The organism is Qipengyuania soli, assembly GCF_015529805.1.
GTDB classification, from domain to species: domain Bacteria; phylum Pseudomonadota; class Alphaproteobacteria; order Sphingomonadales; family Sphingomonadaceae; genus Qipengyuania; species Qipengyuania soli.
Genome location: NZ_CP064654.1, coordinates 1,954,928 through 1,968,221, shown reverse-complemented (window position 1 = coordinate 1,968,221; position 13,294 = coordinate 1,954,928). Strand labels below are relative to the sequence as shown.

Genomic DNA, 13,294 nt, shown 5'->3' with positions numbered 1-13,294 from the left:
AGCCGCCGCCGCCCATATCGCGGGCCTGCGCCGCGTCATCCCTTTTCAAGCTCCGCCATCTGGGGGTGCAGCGCAAAGATGAACGTGGCAAGAAGCACAATCACTCCCGCCATAAGCAGGGTTGATCCGAGACCGACTGCAAACACCATTGCCGCCCCCGCTCCCGCGCCGACAAAGATCATGCAGATAGCGGCTATCCGCGTGCGCTGGTTGGCGCCGTCGCCCGCCGCAAGACGCGAATCCGAGGCGAGCCCAGTGATCGTCAAGGTCAGTACCGTGGTCGAGAGATCTGGTACCTTGAGCTGCCGCACAACGGCATTGCGAAACCCCATCGCGCCAGCCGTGAGAGCGATCAGCACCGGCAAGCTTTCAGCGGGAATCTCCCCGCCGCGTTCGAGCAGAACCGCCAGGCCCCCGGCCAGCACCAGAAGCGCGCTTTCGACCATGGCTGCGATCACCAGCCAGCGGCTGAGCCGACCTTTGACTCCTAGCCGCCATAACCGTCCGGCGATTACCGCTCCGATCATGAAGGCACCGAGTGCCGCGATGTAGTAGGGCGCATGAAAGCCCGGTGCTCCGACCGCGGCGAAGGCGGCAAAGACGATGTTTCCCGTCATGTTAGCGGTAAACACTTTGTCCATCCCAAGAATGCTGGCCGCATCGACCATTCCGGTGGTGGCTGACAGCAGTAGCAGAAGCCGTACGAGTGGGGTGGGGGTCTTGAGCACCGGGGGTTGTTTCATGCAGACAAACTCTTGAACAACAGAGGGTAATGCTAAGGATTAGCTGTCAGCGGAAATGACGGGTCGCGGCGGGGCCAGCCGCGCGGCGAGGATGAACGCACCGACGAGGCCGAGGTGCTCGAAGAAGGCGTTGGCCGCATGAAACCGGGCCTCACCCGCCATGTTCCAGAAATCATTGGCGACGAAAGCGGCGAGCAGGGTGAACCCGCCGAGCAAGCCCGCGCCCAGCCACACCAGCCGGCCCGACAGGATCAATCCGGCACCGACCAGTTCGACGGTGATGGTCAGGTTCGCCCAGAACGCTGGAGGGGTCATTCCGAAATGCGCCTGTTCGGCCACCGCGGCAGGCCAATCGGCAAGTTTTGCGACCCCGCCGACGACATAGGCGCTGACCAGCAGTAGCCGGGCGAGAAACCACGCCACTCGGGTACCGAGGCTGGCCGAGATCACGCGCGCCAATTGATCGGGCATCGCTCAGACCGCCCAGCAGCCGCAACCCAGTGTGCCCCAGAAACTCTGGACATCGCGGGCCGGTATGTTGGCTCCCAACGCGGCGGCGTGATTGTGGCCGTGAACGCCGCAGGCCGATGCGCAGCCGCAGGCACTCGCAAGTACAGCACCCGTGGTGGGCTCCCGGTAGTAACCGCCGAAAGCACGGACAGGCGACCAGTCGGGCATCGCCGGAGGCAGTTGGGGCGCGAGCGGGGCGTAATCGCCTTCGCCATGCACGATCTCGCCGCCGAGCAGGGTCAGCACCGAACGGATATGCACGATCGCGTGTTCGGGTACGGTGAAGTAATCCTCCGACAGCAAGGCACAGTCGGCCAGCTGGCCTGCCCTGATCTGGCCCTTCTTGCCCGTTTCGCTGGAGAACCATGTGTTCTCATGCGTCCACATCCGGAGCGCCTTTTCGCGGCTGACGCGGTTGGCACCGGGATAAAGCGACAGCCCGCCGACAGTCCGCCCGGTGACCAGCCACGAGAGCGAGACCCAAGGGTTGTAGCTGGCCACCCGCGTCGCGTCGGTTCCGGCGCCGACGGGAAGACCGGCCGCGATCATCCGCGCGATCGGGGGCGTACGCTCGGCTGCGCGGGCGCCGTAGCGTTCGACAAAATACTCGCCCTGGAACGCCATGCGGTGCTGCACCGCGATGCCGCCACCTAGCGCGGCGATCCGATCGATATTTCGATCGCTGATGGTTTCCGCGTGATCGAAGAACCAGTTGATCCCTTCAAGAGGGATGTCGCGGTTTACCTTCTCGTAGACGTCGAGCGCGCGGGTGATCGTTTCATCGTAGGTCGCGTGCAGCCGCCATGGCCAGCGGTGTTCGGCCAGCAGGCGGATCACCGATTCAAGATCGCCTTCCATCGAGGGCGGCATATCGGGCCGTGCGACACGGAAATCCTCGAAATCGGCAGCCGAATAGACCAGCATCTCGCCCGCGCCGTTATGGCGATAGGTGTCGTCGCCCTGGCCCGGGGTTACCTGCTTCACCCAGCCGGAGAAATCGGCCAGTTCCTCCTTCGGTTTCTGGGTGAACAGGTTGTAGCTTATGCGCACGGTCAGCTGGCCATCTTCGTGCAGTTTCTCGATCACGCGGTAATCGTCGGGATAGTTCTGGAAGCCGCCCCCGGCATCGATAACGCTGGTGACGCCGAGCGCGTTGACCTCGCGCATGAAGTGGCGGGTGGAGTTGATCTGGTAATCTTCGGGTAGCTTCGGCCCCTTCGCGAGCGTCGAATAGAGGATTGTGGCGTTCGGTTGGGCCAGCAGCAGTCCCGTGGGATTGCCCGCCGCATCGCGCTGGATCTCCCCGCCCGGGGGATCGGGGGTGTCCTTGGTATAGCCGACGACCCGCAGTGCAGCGGCATTGAGCAGTGCCCGGTCGTAGAGATGAAGGATGAATACCGGCGTCTCAGGCGCGATGGCGTTAATCTCTGCCAGCGTGGGGAGACGCTTTTCGGCGAACTGGTGCTCGGTAAATCCGCCGACAACCCGCACCCATTGCGGGGCGGGCGTGCGATCGACCTGTGCTTTCAGCATCCCCATGGCATCGGCGAGGCTCGGCACTCCATCCCAGCGCAGCTCCATGTTGAAGTTCAGCCCCCCGCGGATGATGTGCATGTGACTGTCGATCAGGCCGGGGATCAACCGCCGCCCGCCCGCATCGATAATAGCCGCATCGGGAGTGGCCTTGCGCACCTCGGCTTCGGAACCCGCTACAAGAAAGCGCCCGTCACGGATCGCCACGGCCTCGGCCGCAGGGTTCTCCCGGTCGAGGGTAGTGATCCTCGCGTTGACAATGACTAGGTCGGTAGACACGGTCTTCATGCTCCGTCTGGTAGTGGCATGGGAAAAGCCCGGCAGCAGGCCCAGAGCCGAAGCGCCAAGCACGCCGACGAGTGTTTCGCGGCGCGTGGCGCTCACGGCGCATCCTCCGGCGCAGGTGGAACGCCGGTGACACGCTCCTGGCAATCGGACTTCCAGAACGCGACGACCCCCTGCCCATGCCAGGCCTTTCGCACCAGCGGGACAGCCTGCTCACCCAGCAACATGCCGAGCAGTCCGAGCAACGCGATCGCCGGGGGGGCAGGCGATCTTGTGCCGAGCAGGCTGTAGATAGCACCGACCAAGAGGCCGATTGCAAGTGAGACGAGGTAGGATTTCATGGACAGGGGGCTCCCGGGCGGGCGGGGAGAGGCGCGGGGTTAGTGCCCGGCCGGGGAAGAGGCTTCGTGCGGAAATGCGCCGCGCTGCGGAGCCTTGTGGACCATGGTGTAAGCGTAATCGACGCCCATGCCGTAGGCACCCAGATGCTCCCGCACGATCCCCATCAGCCCGTCATAGGTGTCGCGATTGGCCCAGTCGCGCTGGAGTTCGAGCATCGCGTTGATGGTCGTCAGCGAGTGGCCGCCGGCCTGTTCCATGCGCCGGATTGCGGCATCGTGCGCTTCGGGCGAAGTCCCGCCCGAGGCGTCGGTGACCATGAACACCTCAAACCCCTCCTCTATTGCGCAGAGCGCGGGGAAGAGCAGGCAGGCTTCGGTCCACAAGGCTGCGATCACGAGCTTCTTGCGCCCGCTCGCCTTGACCTGCGCGACCAGCTCGTCGGAATCCCACGAGTTCATCGAGGTGCGCTCGATCGGCTTCTGCTGCACCACGTCGAGCAGCTCGGGCCAGATGTATCCCGAGAAGGATTCGGTCTCGACCGCAGTCAGGATAGTCGGCACACCGAACAGCATCGCCGCCTTGGCAAGCGCCACGGTGTTGTTCTTCAGCGTCTGGCGATCAATGCTGGTGACCCCGAAGGCCATCTGGGGCTGGTGGTCGATGAAGATGAACAAGGTGTCATCGGTGTTGATCAGTTTTTCGGATCGGAAGGACATGACATTGCTCCTTTTGCGAGAGGTCAGTGAGCCTGAAGATGGGCTTCGAGGAACCAGAGCTGCTTGTCAGTTTCGCGCGAGATCTGGGTAAAGAGGTCGGAAGTGTCGGCATCGCCCAGCGTGGCCGCATCGTCGATTGCCGCGCGCACTGCCTTGCCGAAGGCACTGAGGCTGCCTGCGAGCGCCTTGAGATGCGCCTCACCGCCGACCGCTTCAAACGGGTAACCGTAAAGCGAGGTGGCAGAAGCAGTGGTCGCCACCCGCCCGTCGGCAATGTGGCCGAGTGCGGTGATGCGTTCGGCAAGGAGATCTACGAACTGCTCGATCTCGTCGTGGACGGTGTCGAACAACTGGTGCAGCTGGAGGAAATGCGGGCCTTTGACGTTCCAGTGAGCCTGCTTGGCCTGCGCTTCCAGATCGAGCGCGTCCGATAGGCGCGCCTGCAGCAGTGCGCTGGCCTGCTTGCGCAGGTTCTCGGACAGGTCGATGCGGCTGGTATAGATCATCGCGTCAGCTCCGGATGAAGGCGAGCAGATCGGCGTTGATGATGTCCGGATGTGTCGATGCCATGCCGTGCGGCAAACCGGGATAGGTCTTGAGAGTGCCGTCCTTCACCAGCCTGATCGCCAGTTCGGCGGAATTGGCGATAGGCACGATCTGGTCGTCCTCTCCATGCATGATCAGCACGGGTACGGAGATCGCCCTTAGGTCTTCAGTGAAATCGGTCTCTGAGAAGGCCTTGATGCAATCGTAATGAGCTTTGGCACCGCCCATCATGCCTTGGCGCCACCAATTATCGATCAGCCCCTGGCTGACATTGGAACCTGGGCGGTTGAAACCGAAAAACGGACCGCTCGGCACGTCGCGGAAGAATTGCGCGCGATTGGCGATCAGCGCGGCGCGGAAGCCGTCGAAGACCTCCATCGGAAGACCGCCCGGATAGGCCGCCGTCTTGAGCATGATCGGCGGCACAGCGCCGATCAGCACGGCCTTGGCGACGCGGCCCGGCTTTGCCCGGGCGACATAGCGCGCTACTTCGCCTCCGCCAGTGGAATGGCCCACGTGGACGGCGCCTTTCAGGTCAAGATGATCCGTCAGCGCGGCGACGTCGGCAGCATAGGTATCCATCTCGTTGCCAGTGTCCGTCTGCGTCGAGCGGCCGTGACCGCGCCGGTCATGGGCGATGACGCGGAACCCTTGCAGCAGGAAGAACATCATCTGGTTGTCCCAGTCGTCGGCGCTCAGCGGCCAGCCGTGATGGAACACGATTGGCTGGGCGTCCTTCGGTCCCCAGTCTTTGAAGAAGATCTCGGTGCCGTCCTTGGTGGTGATCGTGCCCATTGTGCATTCTCCTGAAGCGGTGTGTGCCGATGACATTGACGACATTGCGAAGCCGGGCATCGCCGCCAGTCCGCCCATTGCTGCACTGGCAGCGATGAATTGGCGCCGGTGAAGTCTGCTGGAGATGTCGGTCATGCCTGCTTCCCTTGTTGCCGGGGAAAGATGCGCGCACCTGCAGTTGGGGGATACACCCGGACGGGGGTAAATCCGCCCCAATATCGGGTGTCTCGAAACCGTCGCCGATTGTGGTATTTGAGGGCATTGTCTGCATGATCGTGGTGCGCCATCCGGCGCTGCCTGCTCCCGGGGGATCGAGAATTCGCATGCACCGAGACCCGTCAGTCCCGATCAGGATCCTCGTCGTCGACGATCATCCGATATTGCGCGAAGGCGTGTGCGCAATCATCGAGCCCCAGCCCGACATGCAGATCGCTGGCGAGGCGGCCAGCGGTAATGAGGCGATAGCACGCTATGCGGAGATACGACCCGACATCGTGCTAATGGATCTGCGGATGCCGGAGATGAACGGGGTGCAGGCAATCGAGGAACTCCGTGCGCTGCACGGCGACGTGCGGATCATCGTGCTCACCACATATTCGGGCGATGCCAAGGCGATTGCGGCGATGCGCGCCGGAGCGGCTGGTTTCCTGCTCAAGAGCAGCCTGCGCCGCGAACTGTTGGGCGCGATCAGGGCAGTGCATGGCGGGCAGCGCCACCTGCATGCCGATGTGGCACAAGACATTGCCCTGCACGCAATTCAGGATGCCCTTTCCCCGCGCGAGATCGAGATCCTGCAACTCATCGCGGGCGGACATGCCAACAAGCAGATCGCCTGGAAGCTCGGTGTGGCCGAGGAAACGGTGAAGTCCAACATCAAGAGCATCTTTGTGAAGCTCCACGTCAATGATCGCACACACGCTGTGACCACTGCCGCCCGGCGCGGGATCATCGAACTGTGAGAGCCGTGCGATGAACGCGGCGCGGCTCGCGCTGGCCGGCTTCGCGTTGTTATTCTCGGCCGTGCTGTGGGGACCGGCGGCAGACGCCCGCGGCGATTCGGCTGCCCCCCCGCTGCGCGGGTTCAAATTGCGCCATTGGTCTCTCGAGGAAGGTGCGCCGAGCCGCATCAACGCGATCGTCCAGTCACACGACGGGTTCCTGTGGCTGGGCGGGGTCGACGGGCTGTTCCGGTTCGACGGTGTGACCTTCGAACGGATCGGCTCCGCGCCGCCCGGCCCCAACCGCATTGTCGTTGCGCGGCTGCTTGCGGCCCGTGACGGCGCCATATGGATCGGACTCGCGCGCCGTCGCGGGATGCTTGTCTGGCGCAACGGCCAGCTGATCGATCCCGGCATGCCCAATCCATCGCGAGAGGTGAATGACATTGTCGAGGGGCCTGACGGGGCGATCTGGGTTTCGCGCGGCGGGCGCAGCAACAAGGGGCTGGCGCGTTGGAAGGATGGCCGCTGGACAGAGTTCGACGCGACATCTGGCCTGCCGGACAAGGCGGTATGGCAACCCTTCTTCGCCTCCGATGGCACCTTGTGGCTGACCATCGAGGACATGGTGCTGCGCAAGCGGCCTGGCCGTGCCCGGTTCGAGCCGACTGGCATTGCGACGGCGCCGCGCGCCACTCTGGCCGAAGCGCCGGATGGCACGATCTGGCTGTTGGACAAGCAACAGGCCCGCGCGATTGCACGCAAGGGGGAAGTCATCGGCAATGGCCGACAATTTGCCGCACCTTTCGCGATCCGCACCCTGTTCGATCAGAAAGGTGCCTTTTGGGCCGTGACATGGAGCGACGGCGCCTTCATGATCGAACACCCGGAACGGATCACTGGGAACCATCCGGCAGTGCCGATGCACGTACTCAATACCAGCAACGGTCTGCTGTCCGATCCGGTGCGGGCGTTGTTCGAGGACCGCGAGGGCAATATCTGGATTGGCGGCGAGCTGGGGCTCAATATGCTTCGCCGCGTGCCAATTACGGCTGCCGAAGGGATTTCTGCCGATCCGGCAATCAACCATATGCTGGCGGCAGATCGTGACGGTATCGTCTATATCGCGGATGACCGTACGGTCTATTTGGTCGCTCCTGGCGCAAAACCGGTACCGGCGCTGCGTTCGTCCGTCCAGATCGAGGCGATCTGCGCTGCGCAAGCCGGCGGGGTCTGGATAATCCAGCGCGGCAACGCGATGCGGCTCGAAGAGACCCGCGTGCTGGGTGCCTTCGCGCTGCCGCGCGATTTCGTGGCCAATTCCTGCGGCGAGGACGCGCACGGCCGCGTGTGGCTGCCCGCCCTCGGCATGGGGCTGTACGTGCTAAAAGGTGGGCGGGCATCGCCCGTTGCGGCCGTCAACGGAATCGAGCAGTTGCCCGGTAATGTCGCGATCATGCCCGACGGGCGGGCAGTGGTCCATTTCCGCGGCAAGGCCCCCAGTCAGACCCGCCTTCCATTCCTTGCACTGACCGATGCCAGCGTGCCGAGCGACGGCGTCGAGGGGCTGTTGCAGGGCAGGCGTACCCTGTTCACTAGTGGCCGCGCTGGACTTACAGCGCCGCTGCTGCCGGGTTCCCCTTTGCTGTCATGGCGGGATTATCCCTGGGCGAGTTCGCTCAACGGGATGGTACAGACCGCCGCAGGCGATACCTGGGTGATCGGCGACATGGGCATCATGCGCATGTCGAGTGCCGGCCTCGATAACGCGCTGGCGAGACCTGGCGCGCCGCTCGCCTACCGCGTTTTCGATTTCCGCGACGGCATGGACAGCTTTGTACAGAAATCGGCGGGCGCGCAGATCGTGGCAGGGAGAGACGGCCGCATCTGGTTCGCTACTCGCGACAGCGTATTGAGCATCGATCCGACATTGATCCGAACCAATATCGTATCACCCTCAACGATCATACGCGGGATCAGAATGGATTCCGAACTGCTGCGGCCCTCGGAAATTTCCCGGATCGCCGCCGGGACTACTGCGCTTGCGATCGAATATACCGCCACCAGCCTTGCCGTGCCAGAACGCGTCAGGTTCCGCTACCGGCTGCTGGGTCTCGGCGAAGAATGGATCGATGCTGGCAACCGTCGCAGCGCCAACTTCTCGGGGTTGGGGCCGGGCGAATACCGTTTCGAGCTTCTCGCTGCCAACGAGGACGACGTTTGGAGCAAGCAACCCGCGGTGCTCGAATTCACGATCGCGCGTACCTTCTATCAAACTTGGTGGTTCAGGCTAGCGCTGACGATTGCTATCGGTGGATTGCTATATACGCTCTATGCCATGCGGCTGCGGCAAGTTAGTCGCCGGATCCGCAACCGCATGCTCGCCCGAACCGAAGAACGCGAGCGCATTGCGCGCGAACTGCACGACACGATGATCCAGGGCGTGCAGGGGTTGATCCTGCGATTCCAAGCGGTGGCCGACCGTTTTTCCGACGATCCCGAGGCTCAGGCGATCCTTCAGCCAGCACTCGAACGCGCCGAGGAAGTGCTGATAGAGGGTCGCGAGCGGGTAACCGAGTTGCGCCTTCCGCGCCTACGCAATTTCCATGCCGATCTGGTGCGCCTGTTGGAAAACCCGATCTATCCGCAGGAACGCATCGCACCGTTGCATGTCGCCCGGAACGTGCGCCCGATCGCTGACGGCATCATAGACGATCTGCTTGCGGTGCTGGGTGAAGCGCTCGGCAATGCAGCGTGCCATTCGCAGGCCTCGCGCATCGAGGCAGGGGTGCGCTACGGCAAGTGGGCCTTCGCCGCCTATGTCCGCGACAACGGCATCGGCATGCACGAGGAGATCATCGCAAGTGGCGGAAAACCCGGCCACTTCGGGCTGCTGGGGATGCGGGAGCGGATCGAGGCGATCGGAGGGAAGCTAGTTGTCGAAAGCGCAACAGGCTTCGGAACGATCGTAGAACTGCAGCTTCCGGCGAGGATCGCCTACGCGAAATAAACGTGGCCCACCCGCAATTTGGAATTCTGCGTCAGGAGATGGCAGCTCTTGAGCCGTTTCCGGAACGGCAGCTTTGTCGGCCTCTCGAACCGGAAGCCGTCATTCCGCTACCGGCCCATTGCGAGCATTCCACGGGGCAAAGGGAAATGACCGCTTTCCACCCACATCGCGACTATTTCACCAAGCTACCGATTTGCTAGGAGCCGCCAGGGCACTAACGATCCGATTGTGGACACTGAAGCCGGCAAGAGGTTGCTCCTTGATTGCAATTCGCCCGACAGATAGGCTGCCGATGACATCTGCTACGGAGGCGAATTTGTCTGGCGAAGGAAGCCTTTCAAGTTCCCCACGAATTGACGGGTGGAAAGCTATCGCTCGCTACTTTGGGCGCGACCGGGCTACTGTCATGCGGTGGGAAGTTGCAAGGGGGCTGCCTGTCCATCGGCTTCCCGGCGGAGGTCGTGCCCGCGTTTTTGCTTTCACTGGAGAGTTGGATACTTGGCTAAGTGAATCAGTGGATATTCACTCAGGTGCGAGCGACAATCTACAAGCTCCTACTTCGATTAGGCGTCGGCAGTTACTAACTGGCTCCCTTGCCACTGTGGCTTTGGGCGCATTGGGAACTCTTTATCTGCGGCGGACGGATAGGAATCCTGAAGTAGTAGCTCTACTAGAACAAGCGAGGGTGCTTCGCAGCCAGAATACGCTTGAAACGCAAAACCAGGCCATAGGACTAGCGAAGGAAGCGGTAAGGCTGGATCCTCTTGATGCCGATGCTTGGGGGATACTGGGTTATACCCAGGCCTCCGCGTCGCGTTGGCGTCATGAACTCCAATCAATTGATCTGCGCGACGCGGCCAAAGTGAATGGGCAGCGCTCACTCGATTTGGCGCCTGGCAATGCCAAGGGTGAACTGGCGCTTGCCGCAGCATTGCCACTCCTGGGTACCGACAATTGGCTTATTCGTGCTAATGGGCTCAAACGATCGCTTGCTGGAAACCCCAGAGACCCAGAGGTGCTTATAGAGCAAGCCTGGATATCGCGGTTCACTGGGCACTGCCTAGAAGCCAGCAAGACGTGCGAGCGAGTAAGCACAGAGTTTCGTACGGCATCGTTTTATAACATCTGGGCGCGAGCATGTTGGAGTGCAGGACAGATCAAGAAAACGGAGAGCATTCTCGCACGATCCGCTTCTGTTTACCCAACAAACAAAATGCTCTGGCACACTCGTGTCGAAGTGCTGATTTTTGGAGGACAGCCAGAGCGAGCAAAGAGCATCCTGCAAGATCAGAAAGGACGACCTGCAGTCGTCACCGATGGAGAGGTCAAAGAACTTGTCTCCATGGCACGAGGAGTGGCTTCCCAGAATCCGTCGGAAGTGGACGCAGCATTGCTTCGACTGAAAGCGAGTGCGCTCCGATCTATCCGTCCTGCCGTGAATGCCATTCGCCTTGCGTCGATGAAGAGGCGGCTGGATGACGCCTTCAGTCTGGCGGAGGCCTATTTTTTTGGGCGGGGTTTTGAAGTCGCGGGAGACGTAGGAGGAGGTTTATTCATCTCTCCAAATCAACGGCATACAAACTTTCTGTTTGAACCTCCGGCTGCGGCAATGTGGAGCGACAAGCGGTTCGGATATCTGCTTGAAGAACTTGGGCTCGAAAGGTACTGGCGCGAGGCTAGAATTCCACCAGACTTTCGATAACGTCAAAGCGGAATTTATGTTCGACACGGTCTTTTTGCTTGCCTCCATCTATGAGGGGCAACGATTTGGCTCTTTTGCAGCTATTTGCGGCTTCTTGCGACACGTACATTTTCTTTGCGGCTGATACTCTGCTGGAACAAAGGACGGCAAAGAGCCGACCTTGATCCCAGGAGATAGCTTATGCATTTCCAGCTTGGTCGTGTCCCACATACCTTTGTCAGTTCCTACGCCCTGTTGGCAATTCTAAGCCTCACGGCATGTGGTGATGATGACGCAAATAGTGGCCCCGGCTCTATCGGCGCTACGCCTTCAACGTCGCCAACACCTACTCCCAGCCCGGTGCTTTACACGGCAACGGAAGTCCCGTTCGGACTTACCCAAAATCGCGATTTCGACATACTTGGCTGGGATGGCTGGCCAACCTCTCCAACACCGTCGGTCATCCAGCTGCGCTGGAACGCGACTGCCGTTGAATATGAAATGTCTGAAAATGGCGATGCTCAGTTTAAGCGGCTGCGGCTGCGTGCCGGAACACAAAGCGCGTACGATGTGTTTGCCGCAGACGGATCGAAGCTGACTTTTATGGTTGACCTTCGTGCAAGTGCAGCTCCGCATAGCGTCGGCAATCTTCGAATCTTCGAAGGATCACAAGCCAAAGCCTATGCCGCATTTGGCATCGGCACTGTCGCGGCGGATATTCCTAGTACAGGGATATTCACTTGCGACTTTGGTGAAGACGAAGTCGGTGACGGATCCGTCATTTTCGATTTTTCTTCCGGTGTCGTTTCCGGTTGGGTCAGGCCCTTTTGGGGGAACGGTGCAAATCCTCCACCTTCGTTGAGCTTAACCCAGGTCGCGTATACACCCGACAAGACACCCATTCTGGATGCGAAATTTGGCAATAGTCCGGACAATCGGCTGGAGGCACGTTTCTATGGCCTGCAGGCCTCGCAAATCGCAGTTCGCACCAAGGGAGAAGTAACCGGGATTATGACCGGCGTTTGCAGTAGTTAATTCTATGCATCTCATGCATGGGTGTTGTCTGGAAGGCTCGCGATGCAAATTTGCCCCAACTGCGGATGCGATCTTGAGCGCTCAGGCCCCATCAGTTTTGGCAATGTTGCGATAAACGAATTGGATGACATCATCTACTATGGACAAAGAGTGCCCTTGCCACGATGTCAGCACATAATCGTTAGCTCTCTAATACGCGCAAAGGGAAGAGGCCTCACACTCGATGTATTAGCTGCACGTGTCGATGGAGATATACTAAACTCGACAGTCGTGAAATATGTTGAGAGAGCGAGGACTAGCCTACGGTCAATAAATCCTGCATTCGATCAAATTGAGTCGATAAAGGGCTTCGGTGCTTACCGATGGTGTTTGAGGCCTAAGGCCAATTAAAAAATTTTTGTCCGTTTTCCACCCACTTCATGACCGATTTGCCGAGCTAGCGTTGTGCCAGGAGCGGACAGACAACTAACGACCGCGATTGCGGACGCAATTTCTGGCGCGCTCATTTTCTTCTAACGTAATAGAAGTTAGCAGTTTCGGTCCACGGGCTACCGTTTACGGATCGTTCCTCTCTAAAGTGGAGGCGTCCATCAGATTGGGGCGTTACGAAGGTAGTAACACGGACATAGCCAGCAGAGTTTTTGCGTTCCAAAGTGTAGACCAAGCCATCCTCTCCGAGCGGATAACCGAAGCGTGTATTGCTAGTGCCTCCACTACCAAAATTTTGGTAGGTGTATCGAGCTTCTATAGAGGAATAGCCAAGAACGCTCTGGGACTTCGAACCATCGCTGCTGTCGCTGCTCGAGCAAACCACGAACGAGCGATTGGCATACCACTCACAGGTTTCACGATAAGTCGCTTCTTCGCCTGCGATAGTCCAATCGCCAACGAGATGAGAAAGCCGCTGTTCTACTTCTTGCGGATGCGTGCTGGTCGTCTCCGCTTGGCCGCTCAGAGCAGCAGTAGCCAGTACGAAGATCCCGACCATAAGGAATCCTTTCGATCCATTGCCACCTTGTCGTCTAGGCTGAAACTACTCTGACCACTGGACAATTCAAGCTATGCTGGATCGACCTGGTTCGATGATCATTCCGACCGTAAGTTATGTCTGCTTCCCACCCAGATCGTGCCAGTTTGGCCGATCTAGCTATATGCCAGTA

Annotated in this window: 12 protein-coding genes; 4 read left to right on the top strand and 8 right to left on the bottom strand. The window is 60.3% G+C overall.

Annotated features, from left to right (window positions below; translation table 11 throughout):
• Positions 1 to 35: 35 nt before the first annotated feature.
• From IRL76_RS09805 to IRL76_RS09775, 7 genes are all read right to left on the bottom strand, one after another.
• Positions 36 to 743 (bottom strand): YoaK family protein, encoded by a 708-nt coding sequence (locus tag IRL76_RS09805; protein ID WP_200981173.1) that lies wholly within the window; start codon positions 741 to 743, stop codon positions 36 to 38.
• Between the two features lie 39 nt (positions 744 to 782).
• Positions 783 to 1,214, bottom strand: a complete 432-nt coding sequence (locus tag IRL76_RS09800; RefSeq protein WP_200981172.1) for a DoxX family protein — start codon at positions 1,212 to 1,214, stop codon at positions 783 to 785.
• Between the two features lie 3 nt (positions 1,215 to 1,217).
• Positions 1,218 to 3,074: an amidohydrolase gene (locus IRL76_RS09795; RefSeq protein WP_200984274.1), complete on the bottom strand. Its 1,857-nt coding sequence runs from the start codon at positions 3,072 to 3,074 to the stop codon at positions 1,218 to 1,220.
• 92 nt (positions 3,075 to 3,166) lie between these two features.
• Positions 3,167 to 3,412 carry a DUF1427 family protein gene (locus tag IRL76_RS09790; protein WP_200981171.1) on the bottom strand — a complete coding sequence of 82 codons (246 nt, stop codon included), beginning with the start codon at positions 3,410 to 3,412 and terminating at the stop codon, positions 3,167 to 3,169.
• Between the two features lie 39 nt (positions 3,413 to 3,451).
• Positions 3,452 to 4,129, bottom strand: a complete 678-nt coding sequence (locus IRL76_RS09785; protein ID WP_200981170.1) for a hydrolase — start codon at positions 4,127 to 4,129, stop codon at positions 3,452 to 3,454.
• 23 nt (positions 4,130 to 4,152) lie between these two features.
• On the bottom strand, positions 4,153 to 4,635 hold the full coding sequence (gene dps, locus IRL76_RS09780) for a DNA starvation/stationary phase protection protein Dps (RefSeq protein ID WP_200981169.1): 483 nt from the start codon (positions 4,633 to 4,635) through the stop codon (positions 4,153 to 4,155).
• Between the two features lie 4 nt (positions 4,636 to 4,639).
• Complete coding sequence (locus IRL76_RS09775; RefSeq protein ID WP_200984273.1) at positions 4,640 to 5,470, bottom strand: alpha/beta fold hydrolase; 831 nt, start codon at positions 5,468 to 5,470, stop codon at positions 4,640 to 4,642.
• Between the two features lie 323 nt (positions 5,471 to 5,793).
• Here IRL76_RS09775 and IRL76_RS09770 point away from each other — a divergent pair, with 323 nt between their 5' ends.
• From IRL76_RS09770 to IRL76_RS09755, 4 genes are all read left to right on the top strand, one after another.
• On the top strand, positions 5,794 to 6,429 hold the full coding sequence (locus IRL76_RS09770) for a response regulator (protein ID WP_200981168.1): 636 nt from the start codon (positions 5,794 to 5,796) through the stop codon (positions 6,427 to 6,429).
• Between the two features lie 10 nt (positions 6,430 to 6,439).
• Positions 6,440 to 9,418, top strand: a complete 2,979-nt coding sequence (locus IRL76_RS09765) for a ligand-binding sensor domain-containing protein (protein ID WP_200981167.1) — start codon at positions 6,440 to 6,442, stop codon at positions 9,416 to 9,418.
• A gap of 685 nt (positions 9,419 to 10,103) precedes the next feature.
• Positions 10,104 to 11,120: a hypothetical protein gene (locus IRL76_RS09760; RefSeq protein WP_200981166.1), complete on the top strand. Its 1,017-nt coding sequence runs from the start codon at positions 10,104 to 10,106 to the stop codon at positions 11,118 to 11,120.
• A gap of 180 nt (positions 11,121 to 11,300) precedes the next feature.
• On the top strand, positions 11,301 to 12,134 hold the full coding sequence (locus IRL76_RS09755) for a hypothetical protein (protein WP_200981165.1): 834 nt from the start codon (positions 11,301 to 11,303) through the stop codon (positions 12,132 to 12,134).
• Between the two features lie 502 nt (positions 12,135 to 12,636).
• Here IRL76_RS09755 and IRL76_RS09750 read toward each other — a convergent pair.
• Positions 12,637 to 13,122, bottom strand: a complete 486-nt coding sequence (locus tag IRL76_RS09750; protein WP_200981164.1) for a hypothetical protein — start codon at positions 13,120 to 13,122, stop codon at positions 12,637 to 12,639.
• Between the last annotated feature and the right edge of the window lie 172 nt (positions 13,123 to 13,294).